Source organism: Legionella sp. PC1000 (assembly GCF_014109805.1).
Lineage (GTDB): Bacteria > Pseudomonadota > Gammaproteobacteria > Legionellales > Legionellaceae > Legionella > Legionella resiliens.
In genome coordinates, this window is the sequence record NZ_CP059400.1 from 488,362 (window position 1) to 507,996 (window position 19,635).

A 19,635-nucleotide genomic window follows, 5' to 3' on the forward strand; every position below is an offset into this window, starting at 1 on the left:
CAAAAAGTGACCATCTCTCAGGCATAAAGCGCGGTACGTAGAGAAATTTAAAGCAGTACGTAGAGAAACTCAAGTGGTACATGATAAATTCAAAAAACTGACGATCATTCAGGGTCTGTTTACCTGCGGTATCGTCAGTTTTGAGAAACCTCCACTAAATTTTTCGCCTACGTACCGCGCTTAATTTCTTAGTCTACGTACCGCGCTTTATGCGCGGTATCCAGGGGATCTTGCTATAGAAATGCTCAGCGGCATCTTAAAATATCGTTCTGGATACCGCGCATAAAGCGCGGTACGTAGAGAAAGCGGTACGTAGAGAAATTTAAAGCAGTACGTAGAGAAACTTAAGTGGTACATGATAAATTTAAAAAACTGACGATCGTTCAGGGATAAACCGCGGGACGTAGGGTAAATTGAGGATATCGTAGGTTATTTAACTCAAGTCACTGAAGAAGCAAAGAGTTAAGAAGTTTGCTGTAGAATTAAGCGAGTGGTAGCGTAAAAAGAAGGAACAGTCTATGTGCTATATTTTTACAGGAGCATGTTGATTAGGAAAAAAGTATGCCACGTATTCAACACATTACATCATTGCCTAATGATAAAGGGATTGATGTGTGTGAACTTGTAAAAGAACACCACTTTGGTTTGTATGAAACCATAGGCGCGCGTCCGAGCCAAGAGGATGCTGCCTTTGCATGTTGGTATGCACGAGAGCATTTTAAATACCTAACCCCCCAAGAGATTGGCCGTCGGTTGTGGACGAGTTATCATCTGGTAAATATTTTAGGACGTAATATGATGTATGGGGGGACTACCGCATCAACGACCGTGTATGACGGACATGGAGCTTTGATCACCGCTACATTGGCGGACTCTCTCTCTTTTGCAGCGATTTTCGACAAGCAAGGGGAGATAACAGGTGTAGTACGTTTAAATAATATTATTCATCATCCCAATGTTGAGCTAGAGCGTATCCAAAGAGCAGGAGGGACAGTCTTTTTTGATCGCATCAATGGCCAGTTGGCTGTATCCCGTGCAATAGGCGATTTTGATTATAATGCTGAGGTAGTTTGTGCTGATGCAAGTATCGATGTCAATTACCTCGATGAGATCTATGAACATATAGGTATCTCCAAAGAAAACGTAGGAAAAGTGCAATTGATTACGACATGTGATGGTTTTACCGAGCCTTTAGCGTTCCAGACTAAAAAAGAGCATGAACAATGGCTTTTAAATTGTTTAAAGGAAATACCCTCAGCAAGTGCGCTAGAGGAACAGCTATTAGCAAAAATGCTTGCCAATAAAGCCCTCGAATGGGGCTCACGAGACAATATTTCAATTGCTGTACAAACGCTTTCTCTAAATGTACCTTTTTTGGTAGGGATCTATGATGGTCACGGGGGAAAAGGTGCTTCACGCTACACCGCGGAGAATATTGGCGCTATTTTTGACTATCAGTGTTCTTTAACTCAAGAGGCCTACGCACAACAATCGTTGAGTGCAGATAAAAACTTCACGATATATTATCGCGATAATAAAGATCGGGAATGGTATGAACCTTTAGCAGATGCCGCTAAAAAAGAAAGAGAGTCTGAACTCTCTAAATCTGGGGGTGTGCGCGCGCAAATGCAATTATTGATGAAGCAAGCTGAAGCATATAAAGAAAAAGAAGCGGATAAGAAAGGGGGAGAAGTTTTGGCAGCTGCTGTGCAAAATTTTTATGAAGTGATGGATGTACTGTGTCATCACTATACTGATTTAACTCTAAGCAAAGAAGAGTTGGGTGAATGCGTGAGCTACATTCTCAGCTACGATACACCCTATCAATTTACCCCTGCGCGGTATTCATTTTTGTCACTAAATTTCAAAAAATGTAAGGAAGATGCAGAACTAATTAAAAAGAATGATTTGTTCCTGCAAATAATAAGGAACTTAACCCGTGTAGTTTGACTCCATCCTGCAAATCCAGAATTCCTGACACGTTCATGCGGAAAATATCAGGTGCGCAAGAGCTCTAATAATTTAGCCACACCATTCGTGTTATAATTATTTTTTATCATTTTATGGAGAAATATGGTGCAAGAGTTTTTATCGATTAGCGTGTTAATTATGTTAGCGGCAATTTCTCCAGGTCCTGATTTCGCTCTAGTCACCAAGAATTCCCTACTTTATTCCAGACGAGCAGGAATCTATACCGCTCTTGGTGTTTCAGCGAGTCTATTGATTCATGCAAGTTACTGTATCTTGGGATTGGCTTTTGTGATTTCGCAATCATTACTTGCGTTCAGTATTATCAAATACTTAGGAGCAGCGTACCTTATTTATATAGGTATCAAAAGCTTATTAGCTAAGCGTGAAATGATGAAGCTGAATGCAAATCATTCAAGGTATTCCATCACGGGTTTGCAGGCGTTTAAACAAGGTTTGTTGTGTAATCTTTTAAATCCCAAAGCAATCATGTTTTTACTGGCATTTTTTACTTTGGTTGTAAAACCGGGGCATTCCATTATCACGGAATTGGGTTATGGAGTAGAGATCGCTTTAATTCATATGATTTGGTTTTCCAGCCTTGCCTACCTGCTTACCCATCAGTATGTCCAATCCAATCTGAATCGTTTGCAATATTATATTGTTAAAATTATGGGAGGTTTACTGGTTGCTTTTGGCATAAGGATAGCAAGCTTAAGTCATGCCGCTATGGGGAGATAGTATTAACTGAGTAGTTTTACCCTGTTCCTGCCATGGATTCACTTGTGCCCATGTTATGGAAGACTTGGATATTCATTGCCTTGCCCCACGGGGATTTTTCGAGGCTCCGATCGCAGAATAGCGATGAGCGTGGCAAAAGCACAAATCAATAGGTATAGAGCGGGTGCTTCAGGTAATTTCAAGGCCTGGATGAGTTGAGTAAAAGCAAGAGGGGCAACTCCCCCAAATAAGGCAATACCCAGACTGTAGCTGAATCCAACCCCAGAGTAACGTAAATGCGCTGGGAATGACTCACTAATAAGGACTACATAACTGCCATTGATCATTGCACCAAATAAAGCGAAACATAAGGTGAAAATCCAAATAAAAGACTCACCAAAATGATTCAGACCGTAAAAAAGTGGGTAACAGGATAAAATCAACAGTAAGGCGCCAATCATAAGTAGTTTTTTACGATTCCAACGATCCGATAGGCTGCCAAAGACCGCAGTGAGTACTGCAAAACTTAAAAAACTTACTAAATTAATTAAATAAGTATGTGTTACCTTAAGTTTCACGATAGAAGTAAGATAGGCGGGCAAATACAAAAAAAGCGAAATAATGCTGGACGAAACGGCAGTAAATAAAAAAGCATGGAACAATTTTTCCCATGATAAGGTCCACAATCCCCAAAAGGGCTGATGATGTATTTTTTCTTCTTTTACCATAGTTAGAAAAACAGGAGTTTCAATCGACTGTCTGCGAATAATATAGCTAATAATCCCTAAGCCAAACCCAATTATAAAAGGAATACGCCAGCCCCAGGCCATCATTTGCTCCTGATTTAATAGTAATGTAAGAATAAACCCTACTAATGCTCCCAGACTATTACCAAGGGTAATGCACATGAATACAAGACCAATAGCAAATCCTCGCTGCTCCTGAGGAACGTGTTCGATCGTAAATACGGCGGCTCCAGGAATTTCTCCACCAACAGAGAATCCTTGCATCAATCGTAAAAAAATTAGGATGATGGGAGCGGTAACTCCAATGGATTGATAATTAGGTAAACATCCCATAAGCAAAGTTGCGGTTGCCATCATAAAAACGGCAAGTGAAAATGCAGATTTTCGACCGAATTTATCGCCTAAGTGACCAAAAACCATACCCCCTACAGGTCGTGCTAAATACCCGAGCGCAAAGACGGCAAAAGTATTAATTAATCCAATAAGGGTGTCAGTGTTTGCGAAAAAATTTTGACTAATGTAGGACGCGAAGAGTGCGTAAATCGTAAAATCATAAAACTCTAATGCGCCGCCTAAGGCCGTAAGTGCTACAATTTTATATTGCTCTTTATTCATGATTTTTTCTTTATTTTGGGTGCAAAAGGTGTAACTCATTCCATACATAACCATAATTAATCGTGACATCTGCTATCGGTTTATCCCGTCAAGCTAAGAGTATTTAGTGTTTAATTTACTCAATTAGCAAGTGCATCTGTCATCCGCCGCAGGCGGGGATCCATTTATATTTGGCAATGTTGCTTAATCATGGATGGATTCCTGCATTCGCAGGGACAACATCCGCATTTTTCTTAGATTAACGGCCATTGAGCTATCATGTTGCATTGATTTTGACCTCGAGATGTTTTTTTTACAAGAGAGAATTGAAAATTAACAGCATAATTTTTTTTTGAGCTTATGCCATTAAGTGAGTATTGATTGACTGAACTTCTTCATATACTGGGTGAGTGGATTTCCGGGACTTGAATATCCCGGAGTTCAAGACTAGCGTATTTGCAGGAATTCGTTGCAGGCAGCTACTGGCTCATCATTACGTTCTGTAATAGATTGAAATATACTTAATCGATGGAGTTTTTTTGAACTAATATGATACTAAGAATAGTTTTGTTTCTATGCGCCCATTTTTTGGGTATGAAATTTAAATAAACAATAACACTTAACTTTTTGATCTAATTAGCAAATAATCTTAGAAAAAGGAGTCGGAACTTTCTTTTTCTAGAAAAATAAAATGAAACGAAATAAAAGGAATTGTAAATGCAATCAAAAATGGATAAACCTCATATTCAATTAGCTGCCATGTCACGTTGGTATGTCGTTTCACGCGCATTGCATGCCGTAGCTAAATTAGGTGTAGCAAATCATTTGTCATCTGGGCCTAAACGGATTGAAGAATTGGCCAAGGTTACAGAAAGTAAGCCGGAATTGCTCGATAGAGTATTAAAGTTTCTAAGTGGTTATGATTTATTTCATTACGACAAGGGTTTTTATTCGTTGACTGAATTATCCAAACCGCTGTGTGACGATGACCCTCATTCCATGCGCGATGTATTGTGTATGGTGGATGATACTTGGTGGCAAGCTTTTTCTCAGCTGGATGTGAGTCTTCATACTGGAAAGCCAGCATTTGAAATACAACATGGCGATGATTTTTTTAGTTTTCTTAGTAAAAATTTAAAGAAACAGCAGAATTTTGATAGAGGAATGGCCAAATTATCTTCTTATGATGAGGCAGCGATTAGCCATGCATTCAACTTCTCTGTATTTTCCAGTTTAGTTGATATGGGTGGGGGGCGCGGAGGACTGGTGCAAGCAATTACCAACCAATACCCCGAATTAAACGTGATTCTTTTTGATACCCCAGCAGTTATTTGTCAATTGGATTCTAATAAGTTCTCCAGTAAAGTCACGCTTCAGGAAGGAGATTTTTTTGCAACAATCCCATCAGCAGATTCCTATATTTTTAAAGGAGTATTGCATGATTTTAATGATGAAATGATGCATAAAATATTAAAAAACTGTGCCGATCAAATGTCCGAAAATGCAACTTTATTTATTGCTGAACAAGTCATGCCAGATGATGACAAACCACATCCAAATAAAACAATGGATATTGTGATGATGGTCTTATTGGGAGGTAGACAACGCACCTTATCTGAATGGCAGAAATCAATTGAACCGGCAGGATTTACTTTTAAGCACAGTTATCCGACGAATAGTTTATTTACTTTAATGGAATTTAAACCTAAGAAGTAAGGCGGGTGAAGACGAAACTTCTTAGGGTAGGCATCCTATTGGGGAGAAGTGATTTTCTGCACAGCTCTTTCTATAGGATTTAATTGGGTGATTAATTGCATTTAAACTAAAATTTAGTTTTTTACAGAGGATTTTTATGACAACTATTTCATTTTCGCAGTTGAATTGGTTTGATAATGTGAATGATAGGCCACATCCTTGGCCCGGATTAAATTGGTTAACAGCCATGTTAGTGGTTGCGGATGTAAAAAAAGCAATGAATTTTTATGCAGAAGTTTTTGGTATTGTGCCAATTTTTGAATTACCTGACGAAGCGGGGCAAGTTGTTTTTGCGCGAATGCGTTATCGAGGAACAAATTTCACATTAAATCAGGAAGGTGCATTTAACTTTGATGGTAAATCTCCTGTGGAAACGAATACCACTCCACCATTTATCTTTTATATCTATGTTGATGATGTAGAAAAAATTTACACTAAGGCATTACAAAAAGGGTGTAAATCAATGGAAGAACCACACATAGAATTTTGGGGTGATAAAAAAGCTCGCCTTAGAGATCCTTTTGGCTATATCTGGGATATCGCTTTTAAAGTGGGCGAATGAGTTAAAACTATAGTCTGAGTCATTATTCAATCAATAGTGCACTACGTCCCGCGGCTTGTCCGCGGGATCCAGTTTTTATTGCAAACGTCCTGGATCCCGCGGACAAGCCGCGGGACGTGGGAATAAGGCGTGGGAATAAGGCGGTGGGAATAAAAAGATAAAACTGACACGTGGAACTCGAGTTTCCCTGCACTGCTACACTAATCATGATGTAACATAGAGCAAAAAATATTGTGCGGATCATAGAGTTCCTTTAGTTTAAGCCAATCAGCGTATTGCTCTTCGAAATGTTTTTGCCAAAATTTTTTATCTGGAGCGTCTCCTAAATATCCGGAAAGATAACGCTTGCCGCCTTGGGGTAAAAACAGCGCGTCCAGTTGTTTAATTGTTTCTAAACAACTCGGAATCAATGCATTAGGTAAGCCGGGATTAAGGATCATGAGGGCGAAAATATTTTTGTCTTTAGGAAGTTGTAAAAAACCAACAGGAGGATGGGACGCGATCTGTGCGAGATGTACTACTGTAGCGTAGTGTAAAGGCAAAGCTGCTAATAACTCTTCCAGATTATTTAATTGTGAACCGGGTATAAAACACTCATACCACGGATGTTGCAATTCCCATTGCCCGGTCATTTTCATTGCATTAAAACGAGAATCATGACGATGTAAATAAGAGTGGATTGATTCATCCTGGGTATGGAGTAAACGCCAGGGCTTTAACCCCAAATCATGAAAATCAGGTGGCAGAGTATCATGCTCTAGAGCTACATGAATGGAATAAAACCATTGGGCAAAAGGCAATCTCCCTTTTCCGGATAACTTCGCGCCTTGTAGGGCGGGGGTGCAAAATGATTCTACATAATCTGCTTTTGTTTGACATAAACGCAAATCATTAAGCCATTCGTCTTTATCCAAATAGATCAAGAAGAAGGTCCTGACATTATTTAAACAAGGTCTTAAGGCAATGCAGGCTTTGGTAATCAGACCAAAACGTCCTTGTCCACCCAAGCATGCGTGCATTAAAGAAGATTGTTCGTCTGCTTTTACCAATTCTCCGTTAGCTTTCAATACCTCCAAGGCTTTGACATGGGCAATTACACTACCGTATTTACATGATGAGGCACCCATCCCTCCTGCAGAGAGCACGCCGCCCACTGATAAATTACAATTATGAGGTACTACGTAAGGAATGAGAGATTGCTTTAACGAATTATCCAATAAAGCAGCCCAGGAAGTATTTGCTTCTACCCAAATGGACTCTGAATCAGCTTCCGATGCATGATCGAAGTGCTTCATATTGAGGATCACCCCACCGGGAACTGCAAGCGATTGGCCGCTTTGGCTCATGCCATTGCCGCGAAGCGTTACCGGTAATTGATTTTCATGAGCATGGTGAATGAATGATTGCGCCTCCTCAGTAGTCTCGGGTTCAAAAACAGCTACCGGAGCGGAATGAATCAACTTGCCAAAATCTTCACGAAAAAAAACAAGCGAATGCTCATCACTGAGCATCGCTTGTCCAAACTTTTTCTTACACTGCTTTATTTGAGATAAGCTCCACTGGTTCTTTGTTTGCCGCATCTTGCTGATTCCTTTGTTTTGCCAATTCAAGTCTTCGATTACAAGCAATAATCAAGCCATCGAACATTTTGTTAAACGCATCATAACAACGGTCAACCAATTTTAATGCTTCGCGTCGAGTATGGACTGCTATTTGTCTTGAAAACAAAGAGCGCTCCATTTCTTCTTCGAACAAGGCATGAGCCATTTCTACTTCCAAATGTGATGTGGAGAAATATTGAAGGTTTTTATCTTCCCCAGTTTTTTTCACTTGTTTTGAAACTTTTTCAAAGAAAACGTGTCCGGATGATTCAATAGTTAAAAGGAGAACAATATTCAGAATTTCATCATTTGCTTTATAAACCTCGGCTAAAATAGCATAAGCAGCATCGCGAGTGAGTTGGGTTTCTTTGCTGTAGAGCCAACTTACATCGTTCGTATCATTCACTGAATCGATATTCACTGCCCCCATATATTTTTTATCATGTAGAAACCATTTTTCATGGCCTGCATCTTCGAGCCTGTGATGACGGGCAACTTTTCTTAAGTATGGGTCAGTCACTCGTTCTTCGTTGATTCTTAGAATATCTTGGAAGGTCATAGCCCAAAAAGTAAGTTCTGGAACAAAGTAACTCAATTCTTTTAAACTTTTCAATTGTTCAAGTATTTCAAAAAAAGGATGATTCATGAATTCTTGTTGTTTGGAATCAATATAATCTTGTATGATTTTCATAGCCATCTCCATGAGAATTTTGTTGGACACTTTGAACAATGCATGACGCATACCAACTTTTTCCTCTTTATTTCTCGCAAAAACTATGAAAAAAGGATATTTTTGCTTTTTTTCATAGAAAAAAAGCGTGATCTGCCAATAAAAAATGCGCAAAAAATACCCCGTGTGTCAAATTTTTGACAAAGTAACCCCTTGAATTTTTTGCCTATTTTAAAATTCAAATCAATTTAGCCAATTTTTTGTCATATTGTTTAAGTTCTTTCTCTACTTTAGTCCAATCTATCTCTTCAATTCGCTCCACTTGGTCAGATATTTTATTTAAAAACTTCGTTTGTAACTCCCCGTGTGCTTGTGCTTCAGCATAAGGAGTATTAGTAAACATTACCAAAACATGCTTTGAAATATAATCTTCTGGATACCGATGCATTAATTCGAGCTCCAGTTGTTTTTTTAAGTTGAATCGTCTATCTCTGATGTCGACTTGAATTTCATGGAAGTTATCCATAGACATTTGCGCCACTGCATCAGTATTTACTTTCCTTGATTGATAGAAAGCGGGCATTACCTTCTTCCAATCATCATGATATTTATCTAAAAGCTCGTTTAAAATACGACAATCTTCAAACGCACTATTCATGCCTTGACCAAAAAAGGGTACAACTCCATGCGCGGCATCTCCGATTAACAGGCATTGATCCTGGTAATACCATGGATCGCATTTTATAGTACTCATATTACCTGTAGGATGTTGGGTAAACTCTTCAATTAAGTTGGGCATTTCAGCATATGCATCTGGGAATGTTTTTTTAAAAAAAGCTTTAATTTTCAACTCATTATCCAATTCTGCAAAGCCATTTTTTCCCTCATAAGGCAAGAATAAGGAGCCTGTAATTGAGTGATTAAGATTAGGATTGCCTAACAACAAAAAGGCATCCCTTGGCCAGAGGTGTAAATGTTCATGAATAAGATGATTTTGAGCAGGCTCACCAATTGAGAGCTCTTTATATCCATAAGGCAAGTAAGTACGTGATGCATGCACTAAGTGATTTGTATGAAGTTGTTCACGCACTGCAGAACCTGCCCCATCAGCCCCAATTAGAAGTTCATAGTTTCGTTTTAAAATGGTGCCATCAGGTAATTTAAAGAGGACGATTTTTTTATCGACATTCAAATCGATGAGTTTCGTGCTGAAATTGAGTTTAACTTTAGGATATTTTTCTGCTTCATTTAGCAATAACTTATTGAGATCATTACGTTGAATTGCATTAATGTATTCATTTTGATGTCGGCCAAAAGATTGAAATTTAATCTGCCCCTGCATTTCATGAATCGCACGAGCACGCATGGGAACCATAAGTTTTTTCACCTGCGGCATGATGCCTACACCTGCCATGCCGGTAATGCCGCGACAGGACAAAGCCAGGTTAATTGAACGCCCATCATCTGTACGCATGGCCCTAAGATCTGGCCGTGCATCAAATAATTCAAGTTTATATCCTCTTTTTGCCAAATAGAGGGCGAGTAAGCTCCCTGCCAAACCCGAACCAACAATGGTTACCTCTTTCATTCCAGTCTCCTTAGAACGATTGCAGCCTTAAATGAAGCAGGGATTTAACCCGAGTTTGAGTTACAAAATCCTCAAGACCCATTCTATTCACTACATTCAGGCGACAGACAATTACTACGACTGCATTAAAATTCTTTATAACCTTCGTTATGCTGTTTCTGCTGTATTCATTTACTGCATGGAAACTTCTAACTTCTCGAAACAGCGATAGCTTGTACTCAAGCAAAATCTACCGGTTACACAAGAGTTTCTATTTAATAAAATCAATTCAACATAAAAACACTCTAAATACATCGCATCGTAATTTTTTCACAGCAAAAATCATACCGACTTGAAAAGAATTCGTGAAAAGGATAGGAAATCCCAACTCGAGGTTAGGAAAATTTTTCTAGGTTTAAATATGATGCATAATAAAATCTTTTAATTCTTCCGCTTTTTGTGGCATTGCAAAATAATAGCCCTGTGCGTAGTCACAGCCATGCTGCATAATAAAGTCTCGTTGTAACTCTGTTTCTACTCCTTCAGCTAATACTTCCAAATTTAAGCTATGACCCAAATTGATAATTGCTTTTGTGATCGCGGCATCATTTTCCCGATTGACTAACTCACTGATAAAAGAACGATCAATTTTTAATTTATCAACAGGAAATTGCTTGAGATAGGATAAACTGGAATAGCCAGTACCGAAATCATCAATCACTAATTTTGTTCCCATGTCTTTCAATTCATACATTGTTTCAACAGCATGTTTTACATTATCAACAAGTAAGCTTTCTGTGAGTTCCAATTCCAAAAATTTAGCAGGTAAACCTGTTTCAAGAAGAATTTTTTCGATTACCTCAGGTAAATGCGCTTGACGGAATTGACGACCAGAGATATTTACCGCAACAGTGAGTTGGTCATAACCTTGATGATGCCAGCGTACAAGCTGACTGCATGCTTCTTGCAAAACCCACATGCCAATATCAAGAATTAAGCCATTCTCCTCAGCCATGCCTATAAAATCATTGGGAGGAACATCTCCTAAAATATGGCTGTGCCAACGCAACAATGCCTCGAAGCCAATAATTTTATTTGTAGTTAAATTAATGAAGGGTTGATACACCAGATGGAATTCATTTCTCTTGAGCGAATCACGTAATGCATTGTCAAGTTGCATGCGATTAATGACACGCATGTTCATTTCTTTATCATATGTGCGATATGTATTGCGTCCGTTATCTTTCGCATGATACATCGACAAATCAGCACTCTTCATTAAAGATTCATAACCATCGCCATCTTTAGGGTAGTAGCTTATCCCTATACTGCCCGTGATTTTTAAATTATGCTGATCAATCTGAAAGGGCTTGGCTATCGATGTAAGTATTTCTTCCGCTTTTTGTTCTGCTTGCATTTCGGTGGCAATGTCCTGCAACAAAACAACAAATTCATCGCCTCCTAAGCGACAAACGGTATCAAAATCATCAGTAGCAAGAAGCAAACGGTTAGAGACGGCCTGCAAAAGCCTGTCCCCAATGTTATGTCCCAAAGTATCGTTTGTCATTTTGAAGTGATCCAGATCAAGGAATAAAAAGGCTAATATGGCCCTTTTTTTCTTGGCTTGTAAAATTGCTTGATCTACACGGTCGATTAATAAAACGCGATTGGGTAATTCTGTGAGCGAATCATGAGTTGCTTGTTGAATTAATTGTTGTTCCAGTTCGCGACGCTGAGTGACATCATTAAGAATACAGACATAATGTCTCACGTTATCGAATGAATCTCTGACAGGAGCAACACCTACTTCAGCCCAAAAAACTTCGCCACTGCGCCGGTAACTTTCCAATTCTACCGTTTCTTCACGTAACTCTTTTATTGCCAGGTTTATCCGCTTCTGGTTCACATGTTCTATCTTGCTTCCATGCAAAAACGCAAGATTTTGTCCTAATATCTGTCTTTCACTATATCCCGTAATGCGTTCAAAGGCTTTATTCACATAAATAATAGGCAAATCAGGTTTAGAAATATCAAGAATCGCAACACCATGTGTACTTGCTTCTATGGCGCGCTCTCGAATGCGAAGTTCATCTTCTTCCATCAATTTCTGAGTTATATCCCTGAAACTGTATACTCTTCCAACAATTTCGGAGCCTATTCGCTGTGGTTGGGTGAACCGTTCAAAAATTCGTCCATCTTTAAAATGCAAAACGGGTAATTCTCCTTGCCATTCCGGATTTTCATAAAGATATTTCACATCAGCAATTACTGCTTCAGGATTGCTTAGTTGTTGTAAAATATATTCAAAACCAATACTCTCGGTACCTGATTCCAGCATATGAGAAGGAATTCGCCACATTTCTACAAATTTTTGATTCCAATCGACCACTTGTCCTTTGCCGTTTACCATCATGATACCGTCTGCGGTGGACTCAAGCGTGGCACGTAACAGGGATAGGGATTTTTCCAATTCTATATTTTTTTCAAGAATATCATGGGTTTTTACATTAATATTTTCTGAAAGGGGGGCTTTAATAGAACGCTGGAATTCGGGTTGGGCGTGATACCATTTTTCAAGAAGGATAGATAAGTTAGGCGTTGGTGTAATCATTCCTAATTCTTCACATACATTCGTAAGCGATGGCTCGCGGCCTTGCTTTTTAACATGTTCTGCAGCCTGGGCCACTTTTTGGTAATCTATTTGACGTCTCGCCATGTTCCCTCACCCGTTCCCTCTAGACTTTGTAAATGAATCTCTATTGTTCTAAGTTAGGTTATTAAATTATATACCTTTAATGCATTTTTTGCTTAAATAGATTCCAAGAAGAAATATAAAAGAGAAAGGGTAAGATTGGTCGAACGAAAGACGATTCCCGCTTTCGCGGGAATAACACGTGACCTGCTTTATTTTGGTTTTTCTGGAGCAGACGGGGCAGGTGCTGGTTGCATGCCTTGTTTACTTGCTAATAGCTGAACCTGTGAATTCACAGTTTGTATTTGGGTCTGTAATTGGCTTTGAGCGGCTTTGATCTGATTCTGCAATTGGGTATTCACTGATTGTATTTGTTGTTGTAGCTCAGATTGTACTTTTTGAATTTGCGCTTGCAGTTGAGCGTTCATTTGTTGTGTTTGCTGTTGTTGTTGTGCCTGTAATTGTTTTAACTGATTTTGGATTTGTGTATTAAATTGTGATACATCATCAGCAAAAGCAATATTGGCCAAAAAGACAGAACAAAAAAGTGATTTTGCTAAAATTTTCATTACTATTCCCTTACGTGAAAAATAAACCGGATATAATACTTTAACCTAATAATCTATAAATTGACTAGGGCTTGTTTCCATTTAACGTTTAAAGCCTAAGTAACTAAGTATTATCCCAAGAATTAGCTCAAACCCTGCTGCGCTGTATGCCATACTTGTATCTTGCATAAAAACAAGAGTTGCTCTATCAACATAATGTGGATAAAAAATCATGCTTGTCCCTTTCAGGAGTATAATCCAGCCAATAAGGGTAATTAAGAGCCGCCAGTTCCATTGCCAAACATTATGGCTTACAACCATAAGCAATCCTATAATAAGAGTCCAAAAGCCGGTGACAAGCATTAATGGGGCATCTTTAAGTAACTCTTGAACATAAATGGTAAATTGCTGCAGGTTGGCAAACATAGCTAAGCTGACTATGATCAAATAAATTCCAAGCACCTTGCTTAAAAATTTCGATTTGTCCATTTTAGATCTCTCATTTTTTACACTGCTTATAACTCAAGTGTAGTCGTGGATTAGAAGAAGTTCGATGTTACCAGGAGTCGCGCCGGAGAGATCGCCTGTTTCGATTAGAAATTTTGATAGATTAACCATTATTAACAAATAGTGTACTTTACATCTCACGTCCCGTGCTGGTCCGCGGTATCCAGAAGATCTGCGCTAAAATACCGGACCCCGCGGACAAGCCGCGGGGCGTAGGACGAGGTATGATCAAGAGACAAGCGCTGCAACCCAGGCACAGTGAATTTAAGCGGTATTAGTTTAGTACACCAATACTTCCTGCCTGTTTTGTTCTTCCTCTGCTATTCTCATCACATTTCGTGGGTTCGGAAGAGGGAATAAGCTTTGATTTTGTGCATAAGTACGCGCTGAAACTGGGGTGTCGGTTTTTTTGCTGCGTCTGCTCGGAAATTTCTTTTACAAAATTTATATATTTTTTTCGCCAATCTTTATCCATATTGGGAGGAGTATCAAATGACCATTCAACTGCACTGGTAAACATTCGATTAACGAGTTCAGAATAATCCAGCTCAGTAAATAGTTCATACAAATCCAGGGTGATAAAATTGATAAAATAAAAAAATGCATCGGGGAAGTTTAAAATTTTTGTACAAAGATCATCGAATCCATGGCTATCTAAAAAAGTAACACGATCGGGAATGAGATTTAATTTTTTTAACTGAGCGGCTTCTTGTGATGGCAGTTCACTATATTGAGCATGAATGTGGGCAACCTGCTCTACATCCTCTATTTTTTTTAATCCCTCTTTAGTGGGAAAATATACAGAAAAATTATCTTCGATTAATTTTTTAATAATGCGCTGTTTGAGGTAAAGATTTTCAGAGGTTTCACTTAAGTCAGTTTTAAGAACTATTGCTTTTTTTTCGAGTTGAGATGAGCCTATTGCTATGGTATCCCAACATTCGGGATTATCCGCAAGAACTTTATCAAGGTTTAGAATCCCGCCATTGGGTTCAACAGAAGACTCAATAGTTGGTAATTGATTCTTTTCATACAATAAGCCCAGATTTTCGAGGATTTCTGTTTGGGGTTTCATTTAATTTCCTGATAATGATTTGATATTCTTTCGTATTTTTAATTAATAAGGTGCGTTATTATATATCTTTTGGTTTGTTTTATGTGCATTTTTTTGCGATGGAAAGGATCCGCGTACAAGGTACAGACGAATTCTTATACTTTAAAGGCGCATTGCCAAATATTTATCGATCATTTGACGCGAAAGGCTAATGGGTTTGGGCAATTGAGGCAGGTTTTTTATTGAGAACCATTGGGCATCTTCAATTTCAGTTGCATCGATTTGAATGTCGCCGCTGTCGTATTCTGCAATAAATCCTAACATTAAATTACTTTGAAATGGCCAGGGTTGAGAGGCAAAATAGTGCAAGTTTTTTATGTTCAAACTTACTTCTTCTTTTACTTCGCGCATAACCGTTTGTTCCAGCATTTCTCCGGGTTCTACAAAACCTGCCAAGAGGCTATAGATTCCAGGCATAAAATGAGGAGAACGTGCGAGCAAGATTTCATCATCCCGCCAGATTAATACCATCATAACAGGCGCAATTTGCGGGAAAATTAATGAATTACAGACTGGACATACTTTGGCGCGTTCTTTAGTACTGTATTGGGTTTGATGGCCACAACACCCACAAAACTGGGTACTATTATCCCAATGCAAGAGTTGCTTTGCTTTGGAAACAAGTAAAAACAAATCTTCATCGCGCAGAAGTTCATGGGCTTGGCGAATATGCTGAAAAGCCATATTCGGAGGTAATGTGAAAGGTTGTGCGCTGATCTGCGCTGCAAAACATGGCGTATTGCCGTAGGTTCCTAAATAAATTTGCCGCTCAATAGAAAGATTGAGGGCGTTAATATTGCTCAATTGAGGTATGGTATGGTTCTGTAAAAGAATGTCTTCACCGTGAAAAATGAACCAGAATGGGGGTTCAACAAATGATGCAGGAGGATGAATTTGTGAGATAAATGGTTTTGACATAACGGAAATCCATAAGTGGCACATATTAAGTGTATATAATGGTTCTGTCAGTGGTCAAATTTCGTAATTTTCTTATGTTTTCACCTTCTCCCATTATAGGAGAAGATGTTTGCCAGGGAAGATGAGGAGCGATTCCTAAAACATTCCGTTACTATTGGCTGACTCAGCAGGAATGGGTTGAATAACATCCCAATGCTCGTAAATTTTATTGTTTTCCAGACGAAAGATATCCACGATGGCTCGTCCTTGAGTGCCAGGTTCTAAAACAGAATGGACATGCACCATGACATAATCTCCTTCAGCAAAAATACGTTTAATTTCACTATGCGATTGCGGGTACGTGCTTTTCAGATAGTTAATGTAATTTTTTAAACCTTCAATCCCATCTTGAGCCATAGGATTATGCTGGATATACCAGGCACCCAGGTAATTTTGTGCCGCATCAAAGTTCTTTTCATTCAATGCTTTTTGATAAAATTGCGAGACGATGTGTTTGTTGGTCTCCTGAATTGCTCCTGCAATTCCGGAAACTGAGTGAATCAATAAACCACTGGTAATGAGTGATAACAGTATTTTGTTCATTAGGGCTCCTTATTAATCAAACAAATTGATTATAAATGGCTATTTAAATTAAAAAAGCGCATAATTTTGACTAAATATATCTAATTTTTAGATGTATTCAGTTTGGGGAAATAATGACTAAAGTCACTCTTGAACAATGGCGCGTCTTACAAACGGTAATTGATGAAGGAAGCTTTGCTAAAGCAGCGATAAAACTGCATAAAAGTCAATCGAATATCAGTTATACGATAACCAAACTTCAGGAAATGCTCGGCTTGCAATTACTACAACTTGAAGGGCGTAGGGCGGTGCTGACTGAACAAGGTGTGGAAGTGTTAAAGCGATCACGGCAAGTTACCCGGGCGGCAAAAAATTTAGAAAATGCAGCACTTAATTTAAAATCAGGCCATGAAAAATCATTGCGACTCGCTATCGATGAACTCTTACCCTCTTCTTTATTGATGGCTGTGCTGCAAGAGTTTGGCCAAAAGAATAAACATACCAAACTGATTATCAATCAAGGGTTATTATCGGGACCAAGTGATCAATTAATTAATAGCGAAGCTGAGTTGGCTCTTATTTCAAAAATTCCAGAAGGCTATACAGGGAATAAGTTAATGGATGTTCATTTTCTTCCTTATGCTCACAAAGACAGTCCCTTACATCAAAAACAGGTTACTCTCGAAGATCTTTATGATGAGCGTTACCTCATTGCTCAGGATTCTGGGCTCAATAAAAAACGCAATGAAGGTTGGTTAGGCTCTGAATTTTACTGGAAAGTAAGCACTTTAGAAATGAAGATTCAATGTGTGGTGCATGGGATTGGTTTTGCCTGGTTACCGCAGCAAATCGTTGAAGCGCGAAATTTACCCATTCTTCCATTGAACATGGAAGAAAATAACATAAGAACCTATCCGGTTTATTTAGTGCATCACCAACCTCAAGAAGTGGGACCGTCAGCAAAACTTTTAATTGATCTCTTTAAAAAATATGCGTACAACAAGTAGAACAGATTATCTGTCAGCATATAAAAATGATAGATAGAAACATATCCATTCCATTAATAAAGAGAAAAATATGAGAATGTCAAAAGTGTACTTCATACTTAGCGGGTTGATGATTTTGTGTTCCATTACGGCACATAGTATGACCGAAAATATGTCGCAATCTGAATCAGATGCCGCACGAATTTTCATGTTGGAAAAGGCGCTGGCTCCGCAAAAGTTGGATGAAGTTGCAACCTTATTTGCAAAAGCCAATAAAGAGCGTAATGGCGCAATCCAATTTATGTTGTTTTCGGATGAACTCAAAAGCAAATTTAAAGACAGTTGGCCTTCTTGGGTTTCTGGAGTTTCCAGCCCATGGATTATTGCGTATGAAATTAAAAAAACCGCACAAAGTAAAAACTCCTGGAAATTTAAAATTACCTATCAATGGGCTACAGCTTCTGGACCATTTAGTCCCCCTCTAGTCCAAACAATCGTCGTTACTCCTGTCCCCCAAAATACAAACTCGTCGCAAAAATTTTGGATCACTTCATTTAATGAGCCGTAGTTCGTGGGAAGTTTTGAATTTAAGAAGCATATTTATCAAAAAAATAGGAGAAATTCTCAGGTTTCCAGCTACTATAATTAAGTGAAGTATCAGTTTAAGGAATAAACAAAATGCATAACGGAGAGGATGTTATACATAAAGATTTTCAAAATATTTTACTGAGAAATGGGTTCTCTGCCCATGAATTTAAAATCACGATAGAGAATGGCTCAAGTTATGATCCCCACCAAATAGTAAGTACGCAAGTGTGGATAACAATTGAAAAGAATTCTATAAAAAAACGATATGGCCTATACCGGACTAATTGGCCCAACGATTTTGAAGCGGACTTAAAAAAGGGTTATTTTAATACGTAATCAATGGAATAGCCTGGGTGAATCTCCCAGGCGTACCCAATCAGTTGGATATTAAAACCAGCATCTCAATGCAGTTTTTTTCTATTTTCTTGATGCAACGATTCCTAGTGTAGCAACTACGGCTAAGGCAGCTATTCCTACAGTCGTTGAACTGAAAAAGCTGTATCGATTTTCTTCTTTTTCTGACTTTACTGAAGATACATGTTCAGTACTTCCTTTTTCTTTTTCGCTTTCCAAAGATGCAGATTGCGTACTCTCTTTGGGTAACGTCATTGTAGTTGGCGTTACTGTTTTTTCTTCAGACAAGATTTTTTGTATTAACTGGTCCGCTTTGCTGTTTGATGTTGACGGTTTTACTTTGGAGGCTGATTTCTCTCTTAAAAGCTTACGTTGTTCTATTTCTTCTGCAGAAGCATAAAAAATTGGATCAGAATATATAAATACAGGTATTTCTTTCCCGCGTGCGTATGATGATCCTACTTGCATGGATGATTTCCCAAGTAGAACTGCTGCTTCAATTTCTGTATAACCTTGGCTGACTAATTTTTTGAGATCTTCCTCCACTACTGCTTTTTTAAAAGAACTCGCTGTTCCTTCTGTAACATAACCTTCTTCTATTTTATCCTCAGTTTTTCCATCATTCCATGTCACTTTCTTTTTACGTTCTGTTTTTGCAGGAACCGATGGTTTTTCAGTAGTAATTTTAGGTGTTGGCACTTCCTGATCACTTTCTGCAGATACAGATTGTATAGTACTTCGTTGCTCAGTATGGTTATTGGGTGTTGAGGGCATTAGCGTGCGCCTTCTTTGATCTCTTTGCTCTTTTAAAAGCTGTATTTCTTCTCTAGAAGCATAATAAATGGGTTCATTCAGAATACTTTTTTTGGTGATTGGTGTAGTTTGCATTCCTACCAAGGCCGTTGCTTCAATTTCTGTATAACCATCCAAGATCAATTTCATAACTTCCATGACTGCTTTTTCTGGCGGGAGGGATGTGCCTTGTTCGCTTATGTGCCCGGTGTTCCGCTCTTTCTTTTGTCCCATTGTTGTGAATTGGTATTTTTGTTGCATTTTAAGCCCTATTATCATTACTAAAATTTAGGCAATTTTAGCAATAAATAATTAAGGGAATATGAAATCGAAATTAAAATTGATATTTATTTGGCCATTATGAAATAAAAATGCATTGGTTGTGGGATTAA

At 38.5% G+C, this 19,635-nt stretch carries 17 protein-coding genes; 6 read left to right on the forward strand and 11 right to left on the reverse strand.

Going from position 1 to position 19,635, the window contains the following annotated elements:
* Window positions 1-561: 561 nt before the first annotated feature.
* Together FOLKNPGA_RS02115 and FOLKNPGA_RS02120 are read left to right on the forward strand one after the other, a co-directional pair.
* The gene (locus FOLKNPGA_RS02115) at window positions 562-1,950 is read left to right on the forward strand and encodes a PP2C family serine/threonine-protein phosphatase (RefSeq protein ID WP_182351530.1); all 1,389 of its coding nucleotides are present in this window, start codon (window positions 562-564) and stop codon (window positions 1,948-1,950) included.
* Window positions 1,951-2,073: 123 nt separating this feature from the next.
* Window positions 2,074-2,709 carry a LysE family transporter gene (locus FOLKNPGA_RS02120; protein ID WP_232890450.1) on the forward strand — a complete coding sequence of 212 codons (636 nt, stop codon included), beginning with the start codon at window positions 2,074-2,076 and terminating at the stop codon, window positions 2,707-2,709.
* Between the two features lie 53 nt (window positions 2,710-2,762).
* On the opposite strand, the gene FOLKNPGA_RS02125 is transcribed toward FOLKNPGA_RS02120, so the two are convergent.
* Window positions 2,763-4,118, reverse strand: coding sequence for an MFS transporter (locus tag FOLKNPGA_RS02125; protein ID WP_182351531.1), 1,356 nt, complete (start codon window positions 4,116-4,118; stop codon window positions 2,763-2,765).
* 627 nt (window positions 4,119-4,745) lie between these two features.
* On the opposite strand from FOLKNPGA_RS02125, the gene FOLKNPGA_RS02130 reads away from it, so the two are divergent.
* Window positions 4,746-5,744 (forward strand): methyltransferase, encoded by a 999-nt coding sequence (locus FOLKNPGA_RS02130; protein ID WP_182351532.1) that lies wholly within the window; start codon window positions 4,746-4,748, stop codon window positions 5,742-5,744.
* Window positions 5,745-5,880: 136 nt separating this feature from the next.
* Entirely contained in the window at window positions 5,881-6,345 is a 465-nt protein-coding gene (locus FOLKNPGA_RS02135; RefSeq protein ID WP_182351533.1) for a VOC family protein, read from the forward strand.
* Between the two features lie 200 nt (window positions 6,346-6,545).
* On the opposite strand, the gene FOLKNPGA_RS02140 is transcribed toward FOLKNPGA_RS02135, so the two are convergent.
* From FOLKNPGA_RS02140 to FOLKNPGA_RS02180, 9 genes are all read right to left on the reverse strand, one after another.
* On the reverse strand, window positions 6,546-7,925 hold the full coding sequence (locus FOLKNPGA_RS02140) for an FAD-binding protein (protein WP_182351534.1): 1,380 nt from the start codon (window positions 7,923-7,925) through the stop codon (window positions 6,546-6,548).
* Window positions 7,876-8,637 carry a hypothetical protein gene (locus tag FOLKNPGA_RS02145; protein ID WP_182351535.1) on the reverse strand — a complete coding sequence of 254 codons (762 nt, stop codon included), beginning with the start codon at window positions 8,635-8,637 and terminating at the stop codon, window positions 7,876-7,878. Before FOLKNPGA_RS02145 ends, FOLKNPGA_RS02140 begins: the two co-directional genes overlap by 50 nt.
* Window positions 8,638-8,854: 217 nt before the next feature.
* Window positions 8,855-10,204: an NAD(P)/FAD-dependent oxidoreductase gene (locus FOLKNPGA_RS02150; protein ID WP_182351536.1), complete on the reverse strand. Its 1,350-nt coding sequence runs from the start codon at window positions 10,202-10,204 to the stop codon at window positions 8,855-8,857.
* 394 nt (window positions 10,205-10,598) lie between these two features.
* Entirely contained in the window at window positions 10,599-12,899 is a 2,301-nt protein-coding gene (locus tag FOLKNPGA_RS02155; protein WP_182351537.1) for a bifunctional diguanylate cyclase/phosphodiesterase, read from the reverse strand.
* Between the two features lie 188 nt (window positions 12,900-13,087).
* Window positions 13,088-13,444 (reverse strand): hypothetical protein, encoded by a 357-nt coding sequence (locus FOLKNPGA_RS02160; protein WP_182351538.1) that lies wholly within the window; start codon window positions 13,442-13,444, stop codon window positions 13,088-13,090.
* Window positions 13,445-13,525: 81 nt separating this feature from the next.
* Window positions 13,526-13,912 carry a hypothetical protein gene (locus FOLKNPGA_RS02165; RefSeq protein ID WP_182351539.1) on the reverse strand — a complete coding sequence of 129 codons (387 nt, stop codon included), beginning with the start codon at window positions 13,910-13,912 and terminating at the stop codon, window positions 13,526-13,528.
* Between the two features lie 292 nt (window positions 13,913-14,204).
* Complete coding sequence (locus FOLKNPGA_RS02170) at window positions 14,205-15,005, reverse strand: hypothetical protein (RefSeq protein ID WP_182351540.1); 801 nt, start codon at window positions 15,003-15,005, stop codon at window positions 14,205-14,207.
* A 141-nt stretch (window positions 15,006-15,146) separates the two neighbouring features.
* Entirely contained in the window at window positions 15,147-15,962 is an 816-nt protein-coding gene (gene nudC / locus FOLKNPGA_RS02175) for an NAD(+) diphosphatase (RefSeq protein WP_182351541.1), read from the reverse strand.
* Between the two features lie 135 nt (window positions 15,963-16,097).
* The gene (locus FOLKNPGA_RS02180) at window positions 16,098-16,544 is read right to left on the reverse strand and encodes an ester cyclase (protein WP_182351542.1); all 447 of its coding nucleotides are present in this window, start codon (window positions 16,542-16,544) and stop codon (window positions 16,098-16,100) included.
* Window positions 16,545-16,657: 113 nt separating this feature from the next.
* On the opposite strand from FOLKNPGA_RS02180, the gene FOLKNPGA_RS02185 reads away from it, so the two are divergent.
* Entirely contained in the window at window positions 16,658-17,530 is an 873-nt protein-coding gene (locus tag FOLKNPGA_RS02185; protein ID WP_182351543.1) for a LysR family transcriptional regulator, read from the forward strand.
* 70 nt (window positions 17,531-17,600) lie between these two features.
* Complete coding sequence (locus FOLKNPGA_RS02190) at window positions 17,601-18,077, forward strand: hypothetical protein (protein ID WP_182351544.1); 477 nt, start codon at window positions 17,601-17,603, stop codon at window positions 18,075-18,077.
* 437 nt (window positions 18,078-18,514) lie between these two features.
* On the opposite strand, the gene FOLKNPGA_RS02195 is transcribed toward FOLKNPGA_RS02190, so the two are convergent.
* Window positions 18,515-19,504, reverse strand: coding sequence for a hypothetical protein (locus tag FOLKNPGA_RS02195; RefSeq protein WP_182351545.1), 990 nt, complete (start codon window positions 19,502-19,504; stop codon window positions 18,515-18,517).
* Window positions 19,505-19,635 lie beyond the last annotated feature (131 nt).

Coding starts and splice junctions, on each gene's coding strand:
- FOLKNPGA_RS02115 (WP_182351530.1), top strand. CDS start 562: ATGCCACGTATTCAACACATTACATCATTGCCTAATGATAAAGGGATT.
- FOLKNPGA_RS02120 (WP_232890450.1), top strand. CDS start 2,074: ATGGTGCAAGAGTTTTTATCGATTAGCGTGTTAATTATGTTAGCGGCA.
- FOLKNPGA_RS02125 (WP_182351531.1), bottom strand. CDS start 4,118: ATGTCACGATTAATTATGGTTATGTATGGAATGAGTTACACCTTTTGC.
- FOLKNPGA_RS02130 (WP_182351532.1), top strand. CDS start 4,746: ATGCAATCAAAAATGGATAAACCTCATATTCAATTAGCTGCCATGTCA.
- FOLKNPGA_RS02135 (WP_182351533.1), top strand. CDS start 5,881: ATGACAACTATTTCATTTTCGCAGTTGAATTGGTTTGATAATGTGAAT.
- FOLKNPGA_RS02140 (WP_182351534.1), bottom strand. CDS start 7,925: ATGCGGCAAACAAAGAACCAGTGGAGCTTATCTCAAATAAAGCAGTGT.
- FOLKNPGA_RS02145 (WP_182351535.1), bottom strand. CDS start 8,637: ATGAAAATCATACAAGATTATATTGATTCCAAACAACAAGAATTCATG.
- FOLKNPGA_RS02150 (WP_182351536.1), bottom strand. CDS start 10,204: ATGAAAGAGGTAACCATTGTTGGTTCGGGTTTGGCAGGGAGCTTACTC.
- FOLKNPGA_RS02155 (WP_182351537.1), bottom strand. CDS start 12,899: ATGGCGAGACGTCAAATAGATTACCAAAAAGTGGCCCAGGCTGCAGAA.
- FOLKNPGA_RS02160 (WP_182351538.1), bottom strand. CDS start 13,444: ATGAAAATTTTAGCAAAATCACTTTTTTGTTCTGTCTTTTTGGCCAAT.
- FOLKNPGA_RS02165 (WP_182351539.1), bottom strand. CDS start 13,912: ATGGACAAATCGAAATTTTTAAGCAAGGTGCTTGGAATTTATTTGATC.
- FOLKNPGA_RS02170 (WP_182351540.1), bottom strand. CDS start 15,005: ATGAAACCCCAAACAGAAATCCTCGAAAATCTGGGCTTATTGTATGAA.
- nudC (WP_182351541.1), bottom strand. CDS start 15,962: ATGTCAAAACCATTTATCTCACAAATTCATCCTCCTGCATCATTTGTT.
- FOLKNPGA_RS02180 (WP_182351542.1), bottom strand. CDS start 16,544: ATGAACAAAATACTGTTATCACTCATTACCAGTGGTTTATTGATTCAC.
- FOLKNPGA_RS02185 (WP_182351543.1), top strand. CDS start 16,658: ATGACTAAAGTCACTCTTGAACAATGGCGCGTCTTACAAACGGTAATT.
- FOLKNPGA_RS02190 (WP_182351544.1), top strand. CDS start 17,601: ATGAGAATGTCAAAAGTGTACTTCATACTTAGCGGGTTGATGATTTTG.
- FOLKNPGA_RS02195 (WP_182351545.1), bottom strand. CDS start 19,504: ATGCAACAAAAATACCAATTCACAACAATGGGACAAAAGAAAGAGCGG.